Genomic DNA, 22,070 nt, shown 5'->3' with positions numbered 1-22,070 from the left:
CCCCGACCGGACCCGGCGGGCGTCGCCGTATGTCCGGGTCCAACTCCCGTCCTGCTACGGCACCTTGTACGTCTCCCCGTACACCTTCCACACCAACGGCGTCCGCAGCTCCAGGTTCCCCTCCTCCAGGAACTTCCGCTGGGCCGTGTCGATGCGTGAGGTGTCGATGCCGGGGTGCTTGGCCCGCATCGTGGCGCGGCGGACGTCGAGGAAGGCGCTCAAGTAGGCCTTCTCGGAGCCGCCTTCGGCCGGGGTCCTGGCCTGCCGCATCGCGCGCTCCCGGATGCCGTAGAAGCCGTCCGTGCCCGGGCCGTGGAAGACGATCGCGTCGTAGTAGATGAACTGGCCGAGCAGGCCCAGGCCGTCGCGCTTGGCGGTGCTGACCGCCGGGTCGAAGTAGATGCGGTCGCGTTCCGCGTCCTGCGCCGCCTGGAAGGCGGGGACCTTCGCTTCGGCGCGCCAGGCGGCCGGGAAGCCGGGGTCCAGGCCCTCGTGGGAGGCCGTGCCGTCGACCTTGCGCAGGGCGGGGAGGTAGCGGGCGAGGCCGTTGTCGGGGTGGGCGGCGGTGTAGCGCTCGACCAGGACGAGCAGGTCGTGGGTGCCGGTGCAGAAGCCGATGATGCCCGCGGTGTAGCCCTGGCCGTCGCGGATGTCCTGGACGTAGGCGTACGCGCTGCGCCAGTCGAGGGTGGAGTTCTCGGCGCTGGCCACCAGCTCCTGGGCGAGGTTCTTCATGGCCGGCGCGGCCAGGCCCTCGGGTGCTCTGCGTTCGGTCGCGGCGGACGGGTGCGTGGGCCGCGGGTCGGTGTGGGTGGTGGTGGGTGAGAGGCCGTAGGCCGTCGCGGCTATGGCGACGGGCACGGCGGCGAGCAACAGGACGCCGGCGCGTTTCATGGGCCCAGCGTAAGGGCGGTTACATCCGTTATTTCGGGGGTTGGGGGGACATTGCGCTTGCCGGACCTCCGTGGCGTAACCTCGATCCTTTCGCCGTGATCCGAAGGGAGCCCCCGTGGCCGCGATCTCGCTCAGCAAGGTCGAGGAGACCGCGCCCGCGCTGGTCAGCCTGTACAAGAGCGCCGGGGTCTCGCTGCGCAAGCACGGCCTGGACGGGCAGCGCGCCGCGGTCTACCTCGTGGTCGACTACTCGGGCTCCATGAAGCCGTACTACAAGGACGGCAGCGTCCAGGCGCTCGCCGACCGGGTGTTGGGCCTCTCGGCGCACCTCGACGACGACGGAACCGTGCCGGTCATATTCTTCTCGACCGACGTCGACGCCGTCACGGACATCGCCCTCGCCGATCATCAGGGGCGTATCGAACGGATCGTGGCCGGGCTCGGGCACATGGGCAAGACCAGTTACCACCTGGCCATGGACGCCGTCATCGACCACTACCTCGACAGCGGCGCCAAGGACCCCGCCCTCGTCGTCTTCCAGACCGACGGCGGCCCGATCAACAAGCTCGCCGCGGAACGGTACTTGTGCAAGGCGGCCAAGCTCCCGCTGTTCTGGCAGTTCGTCGGGTTCGGCGACGCGAAGAGCAAGCAGTTCGAATTCCTGCGCAAACTCGATGAGTTGGCGGTGCCGCAGAAGCGGGAGATCGACAACGCGGGCTTTTTCCACGCCGGTTCGGATCCGCTGAAGATGTCCGACGCGGAGCTCTACGACCGGCTGGTGGGCGAATTCCCGCAGTGGCTGGCGGCGGCACGGGAGATGGGGTTCGTCCAGTGATCCGAGTCCTGCCCGCCTCGGCGCGAACTGCCGTGCCCTGGAAGAACGGTGGCGGTGTGACGCGGGAGATCGCCGCGTGGCCCGAGGGGGCGGGCATGGACGACTTCGCGTGGCGGGTGAGTCTGGCCGAGGTCGCGGCGGACGGGCCGTTCTCGGCCTTCCCCGACGTCGATCGCACCCTGACCGTCGTCGAGGGCGCGGGCATGGATCTGACGGTGGGTGGCGAACGGTGGCTGGTCAACACCCGTTACGAACCACGGGACTTCAGGGGTGACGTACCGACCGACTGCCGACTGCTGGACGGGCCGGTCGTCAACCTCAACGTCATGTGGTGCAGGGGCGGCGCGGGTTCTACGACTGATGTTCCTACGGTGGCTGTCGTCCGAGGGCGGTTGCCCCTGCGCACGGACACCCTGGTCGTGGTGCTCGACGGGACCGCCGAGGTGGCCGGGCTGACCCTCGGGCCTTACGACGCCGTGCAGTTGGGCGCCGAGGATGCGGTGCTGCACGCCCGGGGCCGTACCGCCGTGATCGGGCTGTCATTGCCTGCTGACGCACCGTTGGCTTAGCCCGGACCTCGTGGCACCCTGTGGGGTGATCCGACGGGGAGGGCGGCCAACGTATGGACGGCGCACGATCGGTGAACGGAGCGGCGGGTGCCGGACGGCCTGACGCAGCCGGAAAAGGGGAGAAGCTCGCCGACTGGGCGGACGGCCGGCTCGGGCTGTACGCGCTCGCCAAGTCCAATATGCGCAAGGTCTTCCCGGACCACTGGTCGTTCATGCTGGGCGAGATCTGCCTCTACAGCTTCCTCATCCTGATCCTCACCGGCATCTATCTCACCTTGTTCTTCGAGCCCAGCGGCGTCGAGGTCATCTACCACGGTTCGTACACGCCGTTGAACGGCATCCCGATGACCCGGGCCTTCGAGTCCACGCTCGACATCAGCTTCGACGTGCGCGGCGGGCTGCTGATCCGGCAGATCCACCACTGGGCGGCCGTCGTCTTCATCGCCGGCATGCTCATCCACATGATGCGGGTGTTCTTCACCGGCGCGTTCCGCAAGCCACGCGAGCTCAACTGGGTGTTCGGCTGGACCCTGTTGTTCCTCGGCATCCTCACCGGACTGACCGGCTACTCGCTCCCCGACGACCTGCTGTCCGGCACCGGCATCCGCTTCGCGGACGGCGCGATGCTGTCCGTGCCGATCGTCGGCACGTACATGTCGATGTTCCTGTTCGGCGGGGAGTTCCCGGGGCACGACATCATCTCGCGGCTCTTCCCGATCCATGTCCTGCTGCTGCCGGGGATCATGCTGGGCCTGGTGGTCGCGCACCTGATCCTGGTCTTCTACCACAAGCACACGCAGTACCCCGGCGCCGGACGGGACCAGAAGAGCGTGGTCGGCATGCCCTTCCTGCCCGTCTACATGGCCAAGGCGGGCGGCTTCTTCTTCCTCGTCTTCGGCGTCCTCGCGATCATGGGCGGGATCGCCAGCATCAACCCCGTATGGGCCTTCGGACCGTACCGGCCGGACCTGGTGACGACCGGCGCCCAACCCGACTGGTATCTCGGCTTCTCCGAGGGGCTGATCCGGGTGATGCCGGGATGGGAGATCAACGCCTGGGGCCACACACTGGAGTTGGGCGTCTTCATCCCCTTCACGCTCTTCCCGCTGATCCTCGCCGCCATCGGCGCCTACCCGTTCATCGAGGCCTGGATCACCGGCGACAAACGCGAACACCACATCCTGGACCGGCCGCGCAACATGCCCGTGCGCACCGGACTCGGAGTGGCCTGGCTCAGCCTGTACGCGGTGCTGCTGATCGGCGGCGGCAACGACGTCGTGGCCACGCATCTGAATCTCTCCATCAACGCGATCACCTGGTTCGTGCGGGTCTCCTTCTTCGCCATGCCGGTCGCCGCGTTCCTGATCACCAAACGCGTCTGCCTCGGGCTCCAACGCCGGGACCGGGACAAGGTGTTGCACGGCCGCGAGTCCGGCCTCATCAAGATGCTGCCGCACGGCGAGTACGTCGAGGTCCACGACCCCCTCGCCCCCGGCGAGCGGTTCAGGCTCACCCAGCACGAACAGGAACCGCCGTACGCGATCGGCCCGCTCGTCGACGCGAACGGCGTCGAGCGGCGGGTCAAGGGCGGGCAGCGGGTACGGGCCCGGCTCGCCAAGGCGATGTTCGGACCCGAAGCCCGCATCCCGAAGCCGACCTCGGAGGAGTACAAGGAACTCACGAGCGGCGACCACCACCACTGAGGCCGTTGAGTGCGGCGGCCCGGCACTCACCCGGGCTGCCCCAACTCGCGCGCAGGGCAAGGGCCTTGGTCAGCCACAGCGACAGGTCGTACTCGGCGGTGTAACCGATCGCGCCGTGGAGTTGAAGCGCCGTACGGGCGGTCCGGTACGCCGCCTCGCACGCCGTGACCTTCGCGGCGGCCACGTCCGCCTCCGTCATGGTGAGCGCGGCGCCGAAGAGCAGCGGACGCGCGAACTCCAACGCGATCTTCGCATCGGCCAGTTGATGCTTGACTGCCTGGAACGAGCCGATGGGGACACCGAATTGGGTGCGCTGCTTGACGTAGGTGACCGTCCTGTCGAGCAGCGCGAGTCCGACGCCGAGGGCCTGGGCGGCGGTGGCGAGCCGGGCCCAGGCGAGGGCGTGGGCCAAGGGCGGGTCCGGGGCGAGGAGTTCACCGCCGGGGAGGAGCGCGGTGAGGCGGCGCGCCGGGTCCAGGGACGTGCGTACCGGCCCGTGCCCGGGGGCCATCCGCAGTCCGTCCCCGTCCCCGTCCCAGCTCAGGCGCGTCGTCGCCACGTCACCGTCCAGTGCGTACGATCCCGTCGGCGCCGCCGTGGCCATCGCCTCACCCGAGGCCAGCGCGGGCAACAGGCGCTTGGCCGGGCCGGGTTCGGCCAGCAGCGCGGCCGCCATGACCGTCTCCACCAGAGGTCCCGGAACCGCGTGCCGCCCCAACTCCACGAACGCCACGGCGAGTTCGACCGGCCGGGGTCCCAGCCCCTCGTACGCCTCGGGCACCGCCAGCGAGAACACCCCGGCTTCGGCGATACGGCGCCACAGGGCCCGCCCGCTCGTGTGCTCGCCGCGACTCCATGCCCGTACGACCGACGGAGTCTCCGCCGCCGTCAGCATCGCGTTCAACGAGTCGGCGAACGCCCGCTGTTCGGGGTCGAGGAGAAAGCGCATCAGCGGCGGCCCTTCGGCAGGCCGAGCAGGCGCTCGGCGATGATGTCGCGCTGGATCTCGTTCGTACCGGCGTAGATGGGACCCGCGAGGGAGAAGACATAGCCCTCGGCCCAGTCGGAGTCCGCCAACTCGCCCTCCGCTCCGAGTAGTTCGAGGGCCGTCTCGTGCAGCGCGATGTCGTACTCGGACCAGAACACCTTGTTCAGGCTGGACTCCGGGCCGATGGACTCGCCGTCCAGGAAACGGGAGGCGTTGGCGTACGTGAAGAGCTGGTAGGCGCGGGCGCCGATCACGGCGTCGGCCACCCGGTCCCTGGTTGTGGGTGAACTGCCTTGTGCCTGCCAGAGGTTGAGCAGGCGGTCGGCGGCGGCGAGGAAGCGGCCGGGGGAGCGGAGGGTGAGTCCGCGTTCGTTGCCCGCGGTCGACATGGCGACCCGCCAGCCCTGCCCCGGCTCGCCGATCACGTCCTCGTCGGGGACGAACACCTCGTCCAGGAACAGCTCCGCGAAGGCCGGTTTGCCGTCGAGGCGGCCGATCGGGCGGACTGTGACGCCGGGCGCGCGCAGGTCGAACATCAGGTAGGTCAGGCCTTGTTGGGGCTTCGGGGTGTTCGGCTCGCTGCGGAAGAGGCCGAACGCGCGGTCCGCGAAGGCCGCCCGCGAGGACCACGTCTTCTGCCCGCTCAGCAGCCAGCCCCCGTCCGTGCGCACCGCGCGCGAGGTGAGCGAGGCCAGGTCCGAACCCGCCTCCGGCTCCGACCAGGCCTGCGCCCACACCACCTCGCCGGTCGCCATCGGGGGCAGCACGCGCGCGCGTTGCTCCCGCGTGCCGTGGTCGAAGAGGGTCGGGGCGAGCAGGTTGATGCCGTTCTGACCGACCCGGCCCGGCGCGCCCGCCGCGTAGTACTCCTCCTCGAAGACCAGCCACCGCACGAGGTCCACGCCCCGGCCGCCGTACTCCTCCGGCCAGGACACCACCGACCAACGGTCCGCGGCGAGTTGGGCCTCCCAGGCGCGGTGCGCGGCGAAGCCCGCCTCGGTCTCCAGGGAGGGGAGGGGTGCGGCCGGTACGTGGGCGTGCAGCCAGGCGCGGGCCTCGGCGCGGAACGCCTCCTGGGCAGGAGTGAAGTCGAGGTCCATCGGCGGGAGTCCTTCCCCAAGAGCCTTTGAGTCTTCGGCAGTTCTTCCCTAACAAGTGTTTGGTAGGTTAGCGTGGGCCCATGACAGGCGTCGAGAGTCCGGCATACGTCCCCGGGCACGGGCTGCTGAAGGGACGCACCGCCGTCGTCACCGCCGCCGCCGGTGCGGGCATCGGCGGGGCCACCACGCGCCGCTTCCTCCAGGAGGGCGCGCGCGTACTGATCAGTGACGCGCACACGCGACGGCTGAAGGAGTACGAGGCCGAGCTGGCCGGGGAGTTCGGGCCGGAGTCGGTCGCCGCGCTGCCGTGCGATGTCACCGACGAGGCGCAGGTGCAGGCGTTGTTCGACGCGGCCGTCGCCGCGCACGGGCGACTCGACGTCGTCGTCAACAACGCGGGCCTGGGCGGGACTTCGGACCTCGTCGACATGACCGACGAGCAGTGGTCGAAGGTGCTGGACGTGACCTTGAACGGCACGTTCCGGTGCACCCGGGCCGCCCTGCGCGCGATGCGCGAGAGCGGCGGCGGGGTGATCGTCAACAACGCCTCCGTCGTCGGCTGGCGTGCCCAGGCCGGACAGGCGCACTACGCGGCGGCCAAGGCGGGCGTGATGGCGCTGACCCGGTGCGCGGCGATAGAGGCCGCCGAGTACGGGGTGCGGGTGAACGCGGTCTCGCCGAGCCTCGCCATGCACCCGCACCTGGTGAAGGTCACGACGCCCGAGCTGCTCGCCGAACTCACCGCGCGCGAGGCCTTCGGACGGTACGCGGAGCCCTGGGAGGTGGCCAACGTGATCGTGTTCCTGGCCTCGGACTACTCGTCCTACATGACCGGCGAGGTTGTCTCCGTCAGTAGCCAACATGCGTAGCGGCGCGAGGGACCAAGGCTCTGGCACGACAATGGTGGCGTGCCGACCAAGAAGAAACCCCCGGTGACCGCCGCTCCGGCCCGCCGTCGTGAACTCCTCGACACGGCGGCCGAGGTCTTCGCCGAGCAGGGGTACAACGCCACCACCGTACGGAAGATCGCCGACCACGCGGGCATGCTCGCGGGCAGCCTCTACTACCACTTCGACTCCAAGGAATCGATGCTGGAGGAGATCCTGCGGACCTTCCTCGACGAGCTGTGGGGCGGCTATGACACCGTCCTGGACGCCGAGTTGAGCCCGCGCGAGACGCTGGAGGCCCTGGTCACGGAGTCGTTCCGGGAGATCGACCGGCACCGCGCCGCCGTCGCGATCTACCAGAAGGAGAGCAAGCACCTGGTCGCGCAGGAGCGGTTCGCGTTCCTCGCCGAGTCGCAGCGCAAGTTCGAGAAGGCGTGGCTGTCCACGCTGGAGCGCGGGGTCGCCGCCCAGGTCTTCCGCGCCGACCTCGACGTCCGGCTCACCTACCGGTTCGTCCGCGACACGGTGTGGGTCGCCGCCTCCTGGTACCGGCCGGGTGGACAGCACAGTGCCGAGGAGATCGCCCGGCAGTACCTGTCGATGGTGCTGGACGGGATCGCCGTACGCACATAACTCACGTGTCTGTATGGGGAGTTGACATGGCCGAGGCCTATATCGTCGAAGCGGTCCGTACGCCCGTCGGGCGGCGCGGGGGAGGGCTGAGCGGGGTGCATCCGGCCGACCTCGGCGCGCATGTGCTCAAGGAGTTGGTCGCGCGCTCGGGGATCGATCCCGCCGCCGTCGAGGACGTCGTCTTCGGGTGTCTGGACGCGGTGGGGCCGCAGGCCGGGGACATCGCGCGGACGGCTTGGCTGGCGGCCGGGCTGCCCGAGGAGGTGCCGGGCGTGACGGTGGACCGGCAGTGCGGGTCCTCGCAGCAGGCCGTGCACTTCGCGGCGCAGGGCGTGCTGTCCGGCACGCAGGACCTCGTCGTCGCGGGCGGCGTCCAGAACATGTCCCTCATCCCCATCGCCTTCGCCTCCCGCCAGGCCGCCCTGCCTCTCGGGCTCACCGAGGGCCCTTTCGCAGGCAGCGAGGGCTGGCGCGCGCGGTACGGGACACGGCCCGTCAACCAGTTCGCGGGGGCCGAGATGATCGCCGCGAAGTGGGGGATCAGCAGGCAGGAGCAGGAGGAGTTCGCCCTCCGCTCACACCGGCGGGCCCTGCGCGCGATCGACGAGGGCCGCTTCGAACGCGAGACGGTCGCCTACGGCGCGGTCGCGGTCGACGAGGGCCCGCGCCGGGACACCTCGCTGGAGAAGATGGCCGGCCTGAAACCCGTCGTCGACGGCGGCACCATCACCGCCGCGTGCTCCTCCCAGGTCTCCGACGGCGCGGCGGCGATGCTGCTCGCCTCGGAACGGGCGGTGCGGGAGCACGGTCTACGCCCTCGTGCCCGTGTCCATCACCTCTCGGTCCGGGGCGAGGATCCGATCCGTATGCTCTCGGCGCCCATCCCGGCCACCGCCCACGCGTTGAAGAAGACCGGTCTCTCCATCGACGCCATCGACCTCGTCGAGATCAACGAGGCCTTCGCGCCCGTCGTCCTCGCCTGGCTGAAGGAGACGGGCGCCGACCCGGAGAAGGTCAACGTCAACGGCGGCGCGATCGCCCTCGGCCATCCCCTCGGCGCGACCGGCGTCAAACTCATGACCACCCTCCTGCACGAACTGGAGCGCACCGGCGGCCGGTTCGGCCTCCAGACCATGTGCGAGGGCGGCGGCCAGGCCAACGTGACGATCATCGAACGGCTCTGATCGACGCGGGCCACGTCCTGGTACTCCGGCCGCAGATCGTGATCTTCATGGCTGTAGGGCGGCTTGTCAGTGGTCGCGGCTGGTGCGGGCGCGGGCCTGGTGCCGGTGGCGACATACCGGGCATGCCACCTGATCAGGACCGCGATGCCACCCCGATGGAAAGCCGATGGTCCGCTGTGGGCATGCTGGGCAGATGCAGATAACGGGTGGGGCGAACTTCCCGGCAGCGCGCTTCGGTGGGGGACGGCTCAACGCAACCTGGCCGTTCGGTGTACTCACGGTCGACCCCGGGCGACTGCGCCTGAGGATCCGCCTGTTCGGTGCCGTGTGGCAGCTGTCCGGAGCGCAACCGCTGGCCGGCACACCGGAGGACATCGTCGAGGTCTTCCCCTGCCGCGGCCGCCTGGGTACACCCGGTGTCGGACTGCGCACCGTCCAGGGCCACCGCTACTTCTTCTGGACCAGCGCCACGGCGACGGTCCTGGACGCCTGCCGCAGAGAAGGGTTCACGGTATCGACCGAGGTACAGAAGATGTGACCGCCAAGCCCCGGCCAGGACAGCAGCCGGCGCCCGCAGGCGTCCTCTGTTCCAGGGCCTGCTCGCGGACCTGCCGAGGAAGAACTGCTGGACGATCGCCGAGCCCGCCGGGGACACGAGCCCGGCCGGCATGCGGCATCTGCTCAGCCGCGCGTCTTGGGATGCGGACCAAGTCCGCGACGACATACGGGCCTTCGTCGTCGACCACCTCGGCGACAAGGACGCCGTGCTCGTCGTGGACGAGACCGGCGACCTGAAGAAGGGCACCCACAGCGTCGGCGTCCAGCGCCACTCCACCGGAACCGCGGGCCGGATCGAGAACTCCCAGGCGCTACTCGCCCCGCCCGGTCCCCCTGCCCCCTGCCCCCTTCCCCCGCCCCTGAGTTCAGGCGTCGGCCCGGACCAGCGTCCACAGCACCTCGTCGGCCTGTTTCATCACCCGCCGCACCAACTCCGCACACGACGGCAGGTCGTCGATCAGCCCGGCGACCTGCCCGGAGGCCATCACCCCGAGATCTGTCCGCCCGTCCACCATCGACGCCTTGAGCAGCATCGGCGTGTTCGCGGCGAGCAGCACCTGGCTCCAGGTCAGTTCCTTGCCGTGCTTCATGGCGAGGCCGTCGCGGATCATCCGGCGCCAGGTCAGTCCGGACAGTCGGCGGAAGCCCGCCGCCCGGTGTATCGCCTGGAGCAGGGTTCTCGTGCGGCCGGAGTTCTCCAGGGCGTCGACCAGTTCCGTACGGAGCATGCGGTGCGGCAGGCCGTCGACCGCCCTCGTGACGGTCACGTCCTTGACCGTCGCCGCCAGATACGCCGCCTTCACCGCGTCCGGGACCGTCGAGTCCGAGGTGAGGAGGAAGCGGGTGCCCATGGCGACGCCCGCCGCCCCGTAGGCAAGCGCCGCGACCAGTCCCCGTCCGTCGAAGAAGCCGCCGGCCGCTACGACCGGTATGTCCACCGCGTCCACGACCTGCGGTAACAACACCGTCGTCGCCACTTCCCCGGTGTGTCCGCCACCCTCTCCGCCCTGCACGATCACCGCGTCCGCGCCCCACGCCGCGACCTTCTCCGCATGCCGCCGCGCCCCGATCGACGGGATCACGACCACGCCCGCCTCCTTCAACTCCGCGATCAGCTCGGCGGACGGCGCGAGCGCGAAGGACGCGACCCGCACTCCCTCCTCGATGATGATCCGCACCCGGTCGCCGGCGTCGGTCGCGTCCGCGCGCAGATTCACCCCGAACGGCTCCCGCGTACGGGACTTGACCTCGCGGACCGCGTCCCGGAGCCGGTCGGTGGTCATGGTCGCGGAGGCCAGGATGCCCAGCGCGCCCGCGTTCGCCGTGGCCGACACCAGGCGCGGTCCCGCCACCCACCCCATGCCCGTCTGCACGATCGGATGCCGGACCCCGACCAGCCGGGTCAGCGCGGTCTCCATCATGAACTCACTTCTCTGAGGCGGGTGTCGGCCGGGTCGATCACTTCACGGATCAGCCGCAACTCGTCCGGGGTGGGTTCGCGGGTCGGCGGCACCTCGTCCGGGACGGTCAGCTCGAAGCCGGTCGCCTCCCGTACCTGCTCCACACTCACCCCCGGATGCAGCGAGGCCAGCCGCATCGAGCGGTCGGGGGTCGCGAAGTCGAAGACACCGAGGTCGGAGACGACCCGGGGGATGCGGTGGAAGCGGGCCGTCCCCGGATGCTCGGCGACCCGGTCGTAGCCCACCCCGCACACCATGTCGACCTTCTCCACGAACACCCGCCGGGAGTGCCGCGGTATCCAGTAACTCGTCGGATTGTTCAGGGTGTTGATCGGCGCCCCGCGCACCCCGAGCAACTGCCGCTTCGGCCGCGCCCAGTCGCCGACGCACGAGATGTTCTGGTTGCCGTACCGGTCGATCTGGCTCGCGCCCATCATCACGTGCCGCCGCCCGCCGGACACCAGGGCGAGGTGCTGCCGGTACGGCAACCAGCCCTCCGGTGTCCCGTCCGGACGGACGAGCATCGCCTCGCCGTCGGTAAGCAGGAGATCCGGCGCGAAGGTGAGCCGGGCCAGCCGGGCCCCGACGGAGGGGATCAGGCCCATCGGGCTGGCCAGGATCTCACCCGCGTCACGCCACGCCTCCGCGCAGGCGATCACGCAGTACTCGGAACGCCGTACGTCCGTCCGCGGTACGTCCCTACGCGATACGTCCATCACCCTTGCTCCTCCTGCCAGTTGCGCACTGCCGACCGGTAGGCCTCTTCGTCACCGGCCAGGAAGCGCTCGGCGAACTCCGCCCAGGGTGTCGTCGCATACAGCCGCTGGAAGTCCTCGTCCCTGCCGTGGTCGGGAGCGCATGAGGTGAAGTGGGCGCCGCCGGGGGCCTCGACGACTCCGGTCACGCTCAGCCGCTTGACGAGCAGGGACTGCGGCGGCGCCTCCTTCGTCAACTCGGCGGTGTCCACGATCCGTTCGCAGGAGACGTAGGCCGCGTCCGCCGCCTCGCAGAACAGGTCGTCGAAGTACGGGTCCGGGCCCAGATACTGCCCGTTGCCCAACCTGTCGGCGCGGTTGACGTGCACCAGGGCCGCGTCCAGCCGCAGCGCGGGCATCGCGACGAACGTCTCCCCGTCGTCGTACGGCGAAGTGACCGTCCGCAGGCCGGGGTTGACCCGCATCACGTCCGAACCGATCCCCGCGCGCACCGGCAGGAACGGCAGCCGGTTCGCGGCGGCGCGCAGGCCCCACATGAACATGCCCTCGTCGACCTCCATCAGCTCGAACGCTCCGCTCTCGCGTGCCGCGCGGTAGTGCGGTTCGAGGGGGATCGAGTCGAGCGTGACGAAGGCGGCCACCAGCTTGCGGATGCGGCCGGCCGCCGCGAGCATGCCGACGTCCGGGCCGCCGTACGAGACGACGGTGAGGTCGGTGAGGTCCGAGCGGAGCAACGCCCGTACCAGGGCCATGGGTTTGCGGCGCGAGCCCCAGCCGCCGATGCCGAGGGTCATGCCGCTGTGCAGCCGGGCGACGACCTCGTCGGCCGTCATCGTCTTGTCGGTCACCTACGCCTCCTTCCTTGCCTTCTCGCCGGTCACTTCGGGCTTTCCGAAGGTGTCGCGGATCCGGTCGGCCACGCCGCTGACGCTCGCCTCGTAGGTGAAGCCCTGCTCGAAGCGGTAGCTGCGGCGGACGTCGACGGGGTCGATGCCGTTGATCGCGGACTTGGCGAGGCGGATCAGCTCGCCGTCCTTGGCGGCTATCTCGGCCGCCAACTCCAGGGCTGCGGGGAGGAGTTCGGCGCGCGGTACGACCCGCCACACCGAGCCGTGCGCGTGCAGCTCGGCCGCCGTCGCCGTGCGCGAGGTGTAGTACAGGGCGCGCATCAGGTGCTGGGGGACCAGCCGGGCCAGGTGCGTGGCGGCGCCCAGTGCGCCCCGGTCCAGCTCGGGCAGCCCGAAGGTGGCGTCCTCGCTCGCCACGATCACATCCGCGTTGCCGACCAGCCCGATGCCCCCGCCCAGACAGAATCCCTGCACCGCTGCCACGACCGGCACCTCGCACTCGTACACCGCCGCGAACGCCTCGAAACAGCCCCGGTTCACCCCGACCAGGGCCGACTGCCCGCGCTCCTGTATCTCCTTGATGTCCACGCCCGCGTTGAATCCCCGCCCCTCGGCCGCCAGCACCACACAGCGGACGTCGGGGTCGCGCCCTGCCGTGCGCACGGCGTCGGCCAGGGCGAACCAGCCGTCCACCGGCAGCGCGTTCACCGGCGGGTAGTCGACCGTGACGACGGCGACGCCATTTTTTTCGGGCCCCTTTTTCGAGGGCGAGGTGGAGACACCCATGGACGCATCAGCTACCTTTCCACCAAACATTTGTTAGGTGCGAGGCTTCGAAGCTAGCAGCCGGAGAATCCGAGCGGGAGGCCCTGTGGATAACCACCCTGCCGACGATCGCCCTGTGGACAACTCGCGCGACGCCCCGCTCGCACACAGAACCGTCCTCGTCACCGGCGGCACCCGAGGCGTCGGCGCCGGTATCGCACGGGCCTTCGTCGAGGCCGGTGCCGAGGTGCTGACCTGCGCGCGCCGACCGCCCGAAGACCCCGTCAAGGGAACCGAGTTCAGGCCCCTCGACCTCCGCGACCCGGACGCCGTACGGGAGTTCTTCGCCGCGCTGCCCCGACTCGACGTACTCGTCAACAACGCGGGCGGCGCACCGTACCGCCCACTCGTCGACGCGGAGGCCGAACGGCACGCGCGGATCATCGAGTTGAACCTCCTCGCACCACTCACCGCCTCCCTCGCCGCGTACGCACACCTCAAGCGGGCCAAGGGCTCGGTCGTGATGATCGGCAGCGTCAGCGGCAGCCGGCCCTCGCCCGGTTCGGCGGCGTACGGGGCGGCCAAGGCCGGGTTGGAGAACCTGGCCCGTTCGATGGCGGTGGAGTGGGCGCCGGACATCCGCGTCAACACGCTCGTCGTCGGCATGGTCCGCACGGAGCTGGCCCACCTCCACTACGGCGGCGAGGACGCCATCGACGCCGTCTCCCGAACCGTCCCGCTCGGCCGCCTCGCCGACCCCTCCGACATCGGCGCGGCAGCGGTCTTTCTGGCCTCCCCCGCCGCCGCCTACATCAGCGGGGCGAGCCTCCTGGTCCACGGGGGCGGGGAGCGACCGGCGTTCCTGGACGCGGCAACTGCCAACAAGGAGAAGTGAGTTGACCGGAGAGGTGAGTGCGAGTTGAACGAGTTGAGCGGAATCTGTGATGGGCGGGTCGTCGTCGTCACCGGCGCGGGGCGGGGTCTCGGCCGCGCTCACGCCCTCGCCTTCGCCGCCGAGGGCGCTCGGGTCGTCGTCAACGACCTCGGCGTCGGTCTCGACGGCACCCCGGACCCCGACAGCCCCGCCGCGCAGGTCGTCGCCGAGATCCGCGCGGCGGGCGGCGAGGCGGTGGCCCACGGCGGCGACATCGCCACGGCCACCGGTGCCGCGTCCCTCGTGTCGACCGCCCTGGAGACCTACGGCCGACTCGACACCCTTGTGAACAACGCGGGCTACCTGCGCGACCGGATGCTCGTCAACCTCGACGAGGACGACTGGGACGCGGTGATGCGGGTCCATCTGAAGGGACACTTCCTGCCGCTGAAACACGCGGCGGCACACTGGCGGGCGGAGACCAAAGCCGGCCGTACCCCGGTCGCCCGGATCATCAACACCAGTAGCGGGGCAGGGCTGTTGGGCTCTGTCGGACAGGGCAACTACAGCGCCGCCAAGGCCGGCATCATCGGCCTGACCCTGGTCGCGGCGGCCGAACTCGCCCGCTACGGCGTCCAGGTCAACGCGATCGCCCCCGCGGCACGGACCCGCATGACGGAGCACACCTTCGCGGAGACGATGGCCGCGCCCGACTCCGGGTTCGATGTGATGGCGCCGGAGAATGTGTCGCCGTTGGTGGTGTGGCTGGGGTCCGCGGAGGGGCCCGGGGTCACCGGGCGGGTTTTTGAGGCCGAGGGTGGGCGGATCACCGTGATGGAGGGGTGGCGGGCGGGGCCCAGTGCGGAGAAGGGGGCGCGGTGGGGGGTGGGGGAGGTGGGGGAGACGGTGGTGAAGTTGTTGGGGGAGGCGGGGGTGCCGGGGGCGGTGTATGGGACGTAGGGGGAGGGGTGGCGCGTCCAATTCTCGGCCGACCGATCCGCTGCCGTACGTCTGCTTCTCGACCGACCGAGTCTGCAGCTGTGCGTCCACTTCTTGGCCGACCGAGACGGGTGGTGGGTGGGCATAGGCCCGGGGGGCTGGGGGCGGAGCCCCCAGGGACGCTCGCTGCGACGCCGCTCGCCCGCTTCAACACCCGGAACACACCCGGCACTTCAACCTACGTATCGCACTCCAACACCGTCCGGCACAGAGAACACCTCGCCCGTACTCGCCCCCGCACCGGCACCCTGATCCGCTGATGACAGGTGGGGCAAGGGAACGACACCCGCAAGCTGCCGCCCTTGTCCCCGCTGAAGGCATACGGCACGCCTGACTGAGAACCCGGCCCGGGCCCGTGCCGCCGGTCCAGGGCGTACCGGCGCCTCCCCGCCCACCCCGCCGCCGTCAACGGAGGCTGCTGCTCGTCACGCCGGGCCTGCGCCATGCCCTTGACGTACGCCGTGTAGGCCTGCGGGCTGGTGAACCACACGGAGGGATCCTCGCCGAAGACCAGGGCCCGCTTGGCGAGGACGTACCCGAACTCCTCCGGGGTGAGATAACCCAGCTTCTGCGAGGACGCCGCGTCCTCCCGGTACGCGTCCAGCAACAGCCACCCCGCCCCCAGATACGTCGCCGCCGTGTCCGTGAGGATCTCGTTCTCGCGGGTGCCGGGGAAGGACAGGTCCAGGCGGTGCAGATAGACGTGCATGACCTCGTGCGCGAGAGCCGCGCCGATGTCCCGCCGATGGGTGCGGAACCGGTCGTTCAACTCGATGAAGTACTCGGGCCCGGCGGTGAGTTCGACGTTCGCCGCATGTGTCATCTCACGGAAGCTGATGATCGGCCGCGCGTCCGGGAGCCGGTAGTGCCGGACCATCTCGCGGGCCACCCGCTGTGCGCCCAGGTGCAGGTCGTCCGTGTCGCCGAACGCCACGTCGACGGGGGCCACGCTGGTCGCGAACGTCTGGACGGTGTCGTAGGACAACCGCTTGTAGAGCGCGGTGATGGCGTCCCGCACCGTATCGAGGTGCGGGTAGCCGTGCTCGACCGGTCCGTCGTCCGCCACGTCCACAACCCCCAGAGACGCCCTGAACCCGCATCCACTGTATGCCGACGCGCACGAACGCACGCCCCTGAAATCCCCCTGACAGATCGCGGCCGGGAAGGTTATGCTCCCCGCGATGACGACGACGATGGTTCACTCCGTACAGAGATCGGGGGTCCCGTCCGCGCAAGGTGAGCGCTGATGCTCCCTCACACCGCGAACGGGGATTCCCGACTTTCCTTTTGGCTGCGCGTGCGCGAGTTCGCCGTGCCGCCCTCCATGATCGAGACCGCCACGGCCCGTCGGCGTGCCGGGGACTGGGCAGGTGCCTGTGCCGCCGCAGGCGTGGACCTCGATCTCGATCTACGGTCCGTAGCGCGCACCCACGGCCGGGAACTGGCCGCCAAGGTCCGCGCCGATCTCCGCCGACTCGCCCCTGACCTGCTCCGATGGCAGCTGCCGAGGATCGCGCCGGACGGCCTGCTGCGCCCGGGACTGACCCTCACCCTGGCCCGCTACGGCGACGATGGCGACGACGATGCCACGGGCCCGCCGCATCTGGTGGTCCGGACTCCACCCGCCTGGGCGGACGGCGGCCAGCGGATCAGCCTCGCGCTGTGGGACGGCACCCGCCGCGACGCCGACGCCCGCCGGCATCCGCATCCCCGGCCCAGCCGTTGGTTCCGCCTCGACCTGCACCGACATCTGTGGGACGCGGGGAGAAGCGGCGAGCTGCGGGCCCGGTCCGGGGCGGATAGGCCACCCGGCGCCGAACCTCCGCCGATCGCGGACCTGCACAGGGTGCCCGACGCGCGGAACTGCGCCGTCGACCGGTGGGCCGCGGAGGCGGCGATCGTGCTCCGCGCCGAAGGGCGCAGCGCCGGTCCGGTCGTCGTGCGGTTCGGTTCCCGGCACCGGTTCCTCCTGGCCCTGGATCCGGTCCCGGGCACCCTGCGGATCGCACCGGCACCGACGGACGGCACCGCCACCGCCCTGCCGGTCCTCCCCGACGCGGCGACCTGGACCCTGCCCGACCTGGAACTCCTCCGCACCGGCGCGATCGACGCCGACCGCCTGCATCCACTGGTCGCCGCCGCCCTCGTACCGGATCAGTCTCGAACACGACCTCGACCTCGGCCTAGGCCTCAACTGGACGCTTCCGCACGGGTGTTGGACCGGGCGATGGCAGGGGATCCGCACCTGATCGACTGCCGAGGCGCCCAACACCGTATCGGCCTGGTCGACGGCGTACTGGCCCCCCTGGACCACGACCCGGCCGAGATCCGTCGCGAGGAACTGCTGGTCGCGCTGACCGGCACCCCGCTGCCCTGCCTCCAGGCCATCGACGAGGCCCACCGCCGCCCGGACTGCCTCACCGGCGTGCGTGAACGCCTCATCCACGGCGACACCGCCGGCGCGCTGGCCGTCGTAGAAGGACTGCTCGGTCCTGACGCGGTGCTGCGCGGTGGCGCGCTGCGGGACGAACTGCAGGCGGCGGCCGAACGGCGGCTCAGGTACGGGCTGTTCAGGGCGGGCCTGGCCGAACCCGGCCCACGGTCCGGCCACTTCTTCCCCGGACTTCCGCGCGCCCAAAAGCTCCGCCCCTGCCCCACCACCAGCCGCTGACCGCACGGGACTTCGCCCCCGCCCGCACCCACGCACGCCTCACCTCACCCCAACTCGACCCCAAAGGTGACCACATATGCCCACACGCACCCTGTACGCCGCCCTCAACCCCGCCGACCCCATCCCCTCGCCCGCCCAACTCGACGTCGCCGATGACCTGTTGACCCTCCTGCGCGACACCACCACCGAACTCTGCCCCGACACCCAGCTGGAGGCCCTCACCCTCGCTGTCGCCGCCGACCTCCCCGTGCTGCTGTGGGGCGAGCCCGGTATCGGCAAGACGGCCGCCCTGACGCAGCTCGCCGCCGCCCTGGACCTGCCGTTGACCACGGTGATCGCCAGCGTGCACGAGCCGTCCGACTTCTCCGGGCTGCCTGTCGTCGGCGACGATCCGGCTGAGCAGGGCGTGCCGATGGCCCCGCCGGACTGGGCCGTACGGCTCGTACGGGCGGGGCGGGGGCTGTTGTTCCTGGACGAGTTGTCCACCGCGCCGCCCGCCGTGCAGGCCGCGCTGCTGCGGCTGGTGCTGGAGCGGCGGATCGGCGCGCTGCGGTTGCCGTCCGGGGTGCGGATCGTGGCCGCCGCCAACCCGCGGTCCTCGGCGGCGGACGGCTGGGAGTTGAGCCCGCCGCTCGCGAACCGGTTCGTGCACCTGCAGTGGACGCACGACCACGAGGTCGTCGTACGCGGACTCGGTGGGACCTGGCCGCGGGCGACCCTGCCGCGGCTTGACCCGGAGAAGCTGCCCGAGGCCGTGGACTTCGCGCGCCGCGCGGTGTGCGGGTTGCTCACCGGGCGGCCCAAGCTGGTCCATCAACTGCCCGGCAACGAGACGCGGCGCGGCGGCGCCTGGCCCTCGCCCCGGAGCTGGGAGATGGCGATGAGCCTGATCGCGTTCGCGACGGCGGCCGGTTCCTCCCGGGAAGTGCTGTCCCTGCTGGTCAGGGGCACGGTGGGGGACGGTCCCGGCCTGGAACTGCTCGCGAGTGTGGACCGGATGGACCTTCCCGACCCGGAGATCTTCCTCGCCGACCCGACGGCCGGTGAGCTGCCCGAGCGCGGCGATCTGCGCCAGGCCGTGCTCGACGGCGTGGTGGCCGCGGTCCGCAACCGTCCCGACCGGGCCCGCTGGGACGCGGCCTGGGCGCTGCTGGTCCGGGCGTTGGAGACCGGCGCCCCGGACCTGGTCGTCGTCCCCGCGACCACCCTCGCCTCGCTGCGCCGCGAGGACTGGGACGTACCCCCGGCCATCGAGCGACTCGCCGGAGTCGTCACCCTGTCGCAGCGGGCGGACCGCGCCGCCGAGGCGGCGAAGGCCCGCCGATGAACACGTCCGTAGCCACTGGGGCGGGCGCTCTCGACCTCGACAAGCTCTTCGCCGCCCGCCTCTACGCCGCCCGCGCCCGCCCCTACCTCGCCACGGCCCTGTTCGCCCTCCACACGGTCGAGTCGCGGCAGGTGCCGACGATGGCCGTCGACCGGCACTGGCGCTGCTACGTCTCACCGGGTTTCGTGGACCGGATGCCGGTCGAGGACCTGGCCGGTGTCTGGGTCCACGAGGTGTCGCATCTCCTCCGTGATCACCACGGCCGCAGCGACCGCGTCGCCCGTGAGCGCGAACTGACCGGCCCGGGGGAGCGGTTGCGGATGAACATCGCCGCCGACATGGAGATCAACGACGACGCGTACGGCGACGGCCTGGTCACCCCCGAAGGCGCGGTGCAGCCGGGCACGTTGGGACTGCCCGCCGGGAACCTGATGGAGGACTACCTGCGCTGGTTCCAACTCGGCGCGCGCACCCAGGAGTTGGCGTGGCTGGACTGCGGGAGTGGTGCCGACGGCCTCGACCGGGGCTGGGAGCTGGGACCGGACGGCGCGCACGGGCTCAGCGAGCAGCAGCGCGACGCGGTCCGCTTCCGGGTGGCGCAGGCCATCAAGGGTCGCCCGGGCAGCGCCCCCAACGGGTGGCGGCGATGGGCCGAGGAGGTGTTCCATCCGCCGCAGCCCTGGCGGAAGTTGCTGGGCGCTGCGATCCGCTCGGCGGTCTCCGCTCCCGGCGTCGGCGAGGACTACACCTACGGCAGGCCCTCGCGCCGCTCGGTGTCGCTGCCCGGCATCGTGCTGCCGAGCCTGCGCCGCCGACCGCCCCGGGTGTGCGTGGTCATCGACACCTCAGGGTCGGTCAGCGACGCCGAGTTGGGCAGCGCGCTCCTCGAAGTCGCCGCGATCTCACGGGCCGTGGGCGGGCGCCGCGACCTGGTCTCCGTGGTGTCCTGCGACGCGGCGGCCCAGGTCGCGCAACCGCTGTGCCGCGCCGAGGGGATCGAGCTGCTGGGCGGCGGCGGCACGGACCTGCGCACCGGCTTCGCCAAGGCGCTGCGCGGTCGGCCCGACGTCGTCGTCGTCCTCACCGACGGCCAGACCCCCTGGCCGGAGTCCCGACCACCGTGCCGGACGGTGGTCGGCCTGTTCCCGCGCCGGTACGAGGACGGGTCGTCGTACGCCGAGGACGACCCCGACTACGTGCCGGACACACCGCCCGACTGGGCCCGGGTGGTCGAGATCGGGTCCGCCCCCGTCTCCCGGTGACCCCGCAGGACGACCGGCTTCCCGGTGAACGCCGCCTCCTGAAGCTCCAGCACCCACACCTCGTTCACGCCCTCCCGCAGGACGGCACCGGGAACGTACAACTCCCGTTGCGGCCCGGCCGACCAGTACCGCCCGAGACTGAACCCGTTGATCCATACGAACCCCCGTGTCCAGCCCGGCAGTTCGAGCAGGGCGTCCCCGACACCCCGTACCTCGACGGTGCCCCGGTACAGCCCGGGGGAGCCGTCCGACGGCAGCTCCCGCGACGCCAGCCCCGAGATGTCGTCCAGCGCGTCCAACCGCAGCCCACGCGCGCGTACGTCGTGCAGATACTGCCGCTCGTGCAACAGCCCCCCGGTGATCCCCTTCGCCTCCCCGAGCCGCGGCCCGTAATTGACCCTCCCCAGGGACTCCACCCACACCTGCACACGCGCGTGCCCGGCGACGGGCTCCTTGAGCTGCTCGTCGCCCTCCGTGAGGACCCCGGCCCGCTCCCCGTCGACGTACACCACCGCGAGGTCCCGCAGCCCGCGCGCGGTGAGCGGATACGGTGCGCGCGGTCCCGGAACGGTCACTTCGTAGCGGACGATTCCGCGGTCCACGTCCAGTTCCTCGAAGCTCGGCGGCACGGGACCCTCGGTCTCCGGCCCGCCGCGTGCCTCTAGCACGGCGGCCAGGGAAGTCCAGCCGGTCAGGCCCACCTCGGCCGGGGCGCCCAACACGGCCGGTGCGGGCGGGAGTTCGGGCAGCGGGCCGTCCGCGTACGCGGCCAGTACCTCGCGGAAGCGCCAGAACTTGTCCGTGGGGCGCCCGTACTCGTCGATCGGCGCGTCGTAGTCGTACGACGTCACATCGGGCTCCAACGGGCCCTCGTGCAGGGCACCGCCGCCCCGGTTGGCACCCGCCCAGCCGGCGAAATTGGTGCCGCCGTGCGCCATGTAGAGGTTGACCGACGCACCGCACTCCAGGATCTCGCGCAGCGCGTCCGCCGCGTCCCCGGCATCGCGTACGACATGCTCGCCGCCCCAGTGGTCGAACCAGCCGCACCAGAACTCCATGCACATCAACGGGCCTTCGGTGCGGTGCCTTCGTAGCGTCTCGAAGGCCACGCGCGCGTGGGACCCGAAATTCACCGTCGCCAGGACACCCGGGACCGAACCGCCGCTCAGCATGAAGTCCTCGGGACCGTCCGAGGTGAACAGCGGGACCGTGACCCCCTGGTCGCGCAACAGCTCCTCCACGCGCCGCAGATACACCGCGTCGGAGCCGTAACTCCCGTACTCGTTCTCGATCTGCACCATGATCACCGGGCCGCCGCGGTCCAGCTGCCGGGACACGACCTCGGGCAGCAGCTGCCGGAACCAGCGCTCCAGGTGGCCCAGGAAGCGTGCGTCACGCGTACGCGCGCGTGCCCCCAGTTCGCCGGTCAGCCAGTGCGGCAGTCCGCCGTTCTCCCACTCCGCGCAGATGTACGGCCCCGGGCGCACGATCGCCCACAGGCCGGCCTCCCGCGCGGCGTCCAGGAACCTGCCCAGCGCCGCCACGTCCCGGAAGTCGCCCGGCGCCGGCTCGTGCAGGTTCCACGGGACGTACGTCTCCACGCAGTTGAGGCCCATCACGCGCAGCATCGCCAGCCGGTGCCCCCAACTCGCCTCGTGCACCCGGAAGTAGTGCAGTGCCCCGGACAGCAGCCGCACCGGCCGCCCGTCCAGCAGAAAGTCCCTGTCGCCCACGGTGAACTCGCTCATGCCCCCGACTCTCACCCCTTGGCGCCGATCACGTCCATGGATAAAGATC

General features: G+C 70.9%; 21 protein-coding genes and 1 pseudogene. 13 read left to right on the top strand and 9 right to left on the bottom strand.

What is annotated here, in order from left to right:
• Nucleotides 1-54 precede the first annotated feature (54 nt).
• Nucleotides 55-894, bottom strand: a complete 840-nt coding sequence (locus OG588_RS12425) for a chitosanase (RefSeq protein WP_405947331.1) — start codon at nt 892-894, stop codon at nt 55-57.
• Nucleotides 895-1,009: 115 nt separating this feature from the next.
• Here OG588_RS12425 and OG588_RS12420 point away from each other — a divergent pair, with 115 nt between their 5' ends.
• The 3 genes from OG588_RS12420 to OG588_RS12410 are packed head-to-tail and all read left to right on the top strand — an operon-like array spanning nt 1,010 to nt 4,001.
• Nucleotides 1,010-1,729 carry a vWA domain-containing protein gene (locus OG588_RS12420; protein ID WP_405947330.1) on the top strand — a complete coding sequence of 240 codons (720 nt, stop codon included), beginning with the start codon at nt 1,010-1,012 and terminating at the stop codon, nt 1,727-1,729.
• Nucleotides 1,726-2,298 carry a HutD family protein gene (locus OG588_RS12415; protein WP_405947329.1) on the top strand — a complete coding sequence of 191 codons (573 nt, stop codon included), beginning with the start codon at nt 1,726-1,728 and terminating at the stop codon, nt 2,296-2,298. The genes OG588_RS12420 and OG588_RS12415 overlap by 4 nt, the downstream gene beginning before the upstream one ends.
• A gap of 53 nt (nt 2,299-2,351) precedes the next feature.
• Complete coding sequence (locus tag OG588_RS12410; RefSeq protein ID WP_405947328.1) at nt 2,352-4,001, top strand: cytochrome bc complex cytochrome b subunit; 1,650 nt, start codon at nt 2,352-2,354, stop codon at nt 3,999-4,001.
• Here OG588_RS12410 and OG588_RS12405 read toward each other — a convergent pair.
• Nucleotides 3,976-4,950, bottom strand: a complete 975-nt coding sequence (locus tag OG588_RS12405; protein ID WP_405947327.1) for an acyl-CoA dehydrogenase family protein — start codon at nt 4,948-4,950, stop codon at nt 3,976-3,978. The genes OG588_RS12410 and OG588_RS12405 overlap by 26 nt on opposite strands.
• Nucleotides 4,950-6,089, bottom strand: a complete 1,140-nt coding sequence (locus OG588_RS12400; protein ID WP_405947326.1) for an acyl-CoA dehydrogenase family protein — start codon at nt 6,087-6,089, stop codon at nt 4,950-4,952. The genes OG588_RS12405 and OG588_RS12400 overlap by 1 nt, the downstream gene beginning before the upstream one ends.
• Before the next feature lie 80 nt (nt 6,090-6,169).
• Between OG588_RS12400 and OG588_RS12395 the strand changes: the two genes are divergently transcribed.
• The 5 genes and pseudogenes from OG588_RS12395 to OG588_RS12375 form a co-directional block, all read left to right on the top strand.
• Entirely contained in the window at nt 6,170-6,958 is a 789-nt protein-coding gene (locus OG588_RS12395; RefSeq protein WP_405947325.1) for an SDR family oxidoreductase, read from the top strand.
• 39 nt (nt 6,959-6,997) lie between these two features.
• Complete coding sequence (locus tag OG588_RS12390; protein ID WP_019062253.1) at nt 6,998-7,609, top strand: TetR/AcrR family transcriptional regulator; 612 nt, start codon at nt 6,998-7,000, stop codon at nt 7,607-7,609.
• Nucleotides 7,610-7,635: 26 nt separating this feature from the next.
• Complete coding sequence (locus OG588_RS12385; protein WP_405947324.1) at nt 7,636-8,793, top strand: acetyl-CoA C-acetyltransferase; 1,158 nt, start codon at nt 7,636-7,638, stop codon at nt 8,791-8,793.
• 193 nt (nt 8,794-8,986) lie between these two features.
• Nucleotides 8,987-9,331 carry a hypothetical protein gene (locus tag OG588_RS12380; RefSeq protein ID WP_405947323.1) on the top strand — a complete coding sequence of 115 codons (345 nt, stop codon included), beginning with the start codon at nt 8,987-8,989 and terminating at the stop codon, nt 9,329-9,331.
• Nucleotides 9,332-9,377: 46 nt separating this feature from the next.
• A pseudogene (locus tag OG588_RS12375) lies at nt 9,378-9,659 on the top strand (transposase); the annotation flags it as partial.
• 57 nt (nt 9,660-9,716) lie between these two features.
• Here the strand turns inward: OG588_RS12375 and OG588_RS12370 are convergent.
• The 4 genes from OG588_RS12370 to OG588_RS12355 are packed head-to-tail and all read right to left on the bottom strand — an operon-like array spanning nt 9,717 to nt 13,161.
• Nucleotides 9,717-10,769 carry an NAD(P)H-dependent flavin oxidoreductase gene (locus OG588_RS12370; RefSeq protein ID WP_405953104.1) on the bottom strand — a complete coding sequence of 351 codons (1,053 nt, stop codon included), beginning with the start codon at nt 10,767-10,769 and terminating at the stop codon, nt 9,717-9,719.
• Entirely contained in the window at nt 10,769-11,527 is a 759-nt protein-coding gene (locus tag OG588_RS12365; RefSeq protein ID WP_405947322.1) for a CoA-transferase subunit beta, read from the bottom strand. Before OG588_RS12365 ends, OG588_RS12370 begins: the two co-directional genes overlap by 1 nt.
• The gene (locus OG588_RS12360) at nt 11,527-12,375 is read right to left on the bottom strand and encodes a CoA transferase subunit A (protein WP_266877968.1); all 849 of its coding nucleotides are present in this window, start codon (nt 12,373-12,375) and stop codon (nt 11,527-11,529) included. The genes OG588_RS12365 and OG588_RS12360 overlap by 1 nt, the downstream gene beginning before the upstream one ends.
• Nucleotides 12,376-13,161: an enoyl-CoA hydratase family protein gene (locus OG588_RS12355; RefSeq protein WP_405947321.1), complete on the bottom strand. Its 786-nt coding sequence runs from the start codon at nt 13,159-13,161 to the stop codon at nt 12,376-12,378.
• 115 nt (nt 13,162-13,276) lie between these two features.
• Here OG588_RS12355 and OG588_RS12350 point away from each other — a divergent pair, with 115 nt between their 5' ends.
• Nucleotides 13,277-14,035, top strand: a complete 759-nt coding sequence (locus OG588_RS12350; protein WP_405947320.1) for an SDR family oxidoreductase — start codon at nt 13,277-13,279, stop codon at nt 14,033-14,035.
• 33 nt (nt 14,036-14,068) lie between these two features.
• Nucleotides 14,069-14,974 (top strand): SDR family oxidoreductase, encoded by a 906-nt coding sequence (locus OG588_RS12345; protein ID WP_405953103.1) that lies wholly within the window; start codon nt 14,069-14,071, stop codon nt 14,972-14,974.
• A 217-nt stretch (nt 14,975-15,191) separates the two neighbouring features.
• Here OG588_RS12345 and OG588_RS12340 read toward each other — a convergent pair whose 3' ends face one another.
• Nucleotides 15,192-16,079, bottom strand: a complete 888-nt coding sequence (locus OG588_RS12340; protein ID WP_405947319.1) for a hypothetical protein — start codon at nt 16,077-16,079, stop codon at nt 15,192-15,194.
• A gap of 180 nt (nt 16,080-16,259) precedes the next feature.
• On the opposite strand from OG588_RS12340, the gene OG588_RS12335 reads away from it, so the two are divergent.
• The 3 genes from OG588_RS12335 to OG588_RS12325 all read left to right on the top strand — a co-directional run bounded on the left by OG588_RS12335 (nt 16,260) and on the right by OG588_RS12325 (nt 20,273).
• Nucleotides 16,260-17,684, top strand: coding sequence for a hypothetical protein (locus OG588_RS12335; protein ID WP_405947318.1), 1,425 nt, complete (start codon nt 16,260-16,262; stop codon nt 17,682-17,684).
• 76 nt (nt 17,685-17,760) lie between these two features.
• Nucleotides 17,761-19,011, top strand: coding sequence for an AAA family ATPase (locus OG588_RS12330; RefSeq protein ID WP_405947317.1), 1,251 nt, complete (start codon nt 17,761-17,763; stop codon nt 19,009-19,011).
• Complete coding sequence (locus OG588_RS12325) at nt 19,008-20,273, top strand: DUF2201 family putative metallopeptidase (RefSeq protein ID WP_405947316.1); 1,266 nt, start codon at nt 19,008-19,010, stop codon at nt 20,271-20,273. Before OG588_RS12330 ends, OG588_RS12325 begins: the two co-directional genes overlap by 4 nt.
• Here the strand turns inward: OG588_RS12325 and OG588_RS12320 are convergent.
• A complete protein-coding gene (locus OG588_RS12320; protein ID WP_405947315.1) occupies nt 20,204-22,021 on the bottom strand; it encodes a glycoside hydrolase family 35 protein in 1,818 nt (605 codons plus the stop codon). The genes OG588_RS12325 and OG588_RS12320 overlap by 70 nt on opposite strands.
• Nucleotides 22,022-22,070: the final 49 nt, after the last annotated feature.

The sequence above is a fragment of the Streptomyces prunicolor genome (genome assembly GCF_045162825.1).
GTDB classification, from domain to species: domain Bacteria; phylum Actinomycetota; class Actinomycetes; order Streptomycetales; family Streptomycetaceae; genus Streptomyces; species Streptomyces prunicolor.
This window is presented reverse-complemented; position numbering and strand designations above follow the sequence as displayed.

Excerpts from the sequence above, each read along its gene's own strand:
- OG588_RS12425 (WP_405947331.1), bottom strand. The coding sequence starts at position 894 with ATGAAACGCGCCGGCGTCCTGTTGCTCGCCGCCGTGCCCGTCGCCATA.
- OG588_RS12410 (WP_405947328.1), top strand. The coding sequence starts at position 2,352 with ATGGACGGCGCACGATCGGTGAACGGAGCGGCGGGTGCCGGACGGCCT.
- OG588_RS12405 (WP_405947327.1), bottom strand. The coding sequence starts at position 4,950 with ATGCGCTTTCTCCTCGACCCCGAACAGCGGGCGTTCGCCGACTCGTTG.
- OG588_RS12400 (WP_405947326.1), bottom strand. The coding sequence starts at position 6,089 with ATGGACCTCGACTTCACTCCTGCCCAGGAGGCGTTCCGCGCCGAGGCC.
- OG588_RS12395 (WP_405947325.1), top strand. The coding sequence starts at position 6,170 with ATGACAGGCGTCGAGAGTCCGGCATACGTCCCCGGGCACGGGCTGCTG.
- OG588_RS12385 (WP_405947324.1), top strand. The coding sequence starts at position 7,636 with ATGGCCGAGGCCTATATCGTCGAAGCGGTCCGTACGCCCGTCGGGCGG.
- OG588_RS12380 (WP_405947323.1), top strand. The coding sequence starts at position 8,987 with ATGCAGATAACGGGTGGGGCGAACTTCCCGGCAGCGCGCTTCGGTGGG.
- OG588_RS12370 (WP_405953104.1), bottom strand. The coding sequence starts at position 10,769 with ATGGAGACCGCGCTGACCCGGCTGGTCGGGGTCCGGCATCCGATCGTG.
- OG588_RS12365 (WP_405947322.1), bottom strand. The coding sequence starts at position 11,527 with ATGGACGTATCGCGTAGGGACGTACCGCGGACGGACGTACGGCGTTCC.
- OG588_RS12355 (WP_405947321.1), bottom strand. The coding sequence starts at position 13,161 with ATGGGTGTCTCCACCTCGCCCTCGAAAAAGGGGCCCGAAAAAAATGGC.
- OG588_RS12335 (WP_405947318.1), top strand. The coding sequence starts at position 16,260 with ATGCTCCCTCACACCGCGAACGGGGATTCCCGACTTTCCTTTTGGCTG.
- OG588_RS12330 (WP_405947317.1), top strand. The coding sequence starts at position 17,761 with ATGCCCACACGCACCCTGTACGCCGCCCTCAACCCCGCCGACCCCATC.
- OG588_RS12325 (WP_405947316.1), top strand. The coding sequence starts at position 19,008 with ATGAACACGTCCGTAGCCACTGGGGCGGGCGCTCTCGACCTCGACAAG.
- OG588_RS12320 (WP_405947315.1), bottom strand. The coding sequence starts at position 22,021 with ATGAGCGAGTTCACCGTGGGCGACAGGGACTTTCTGCTGGACGGGCGG.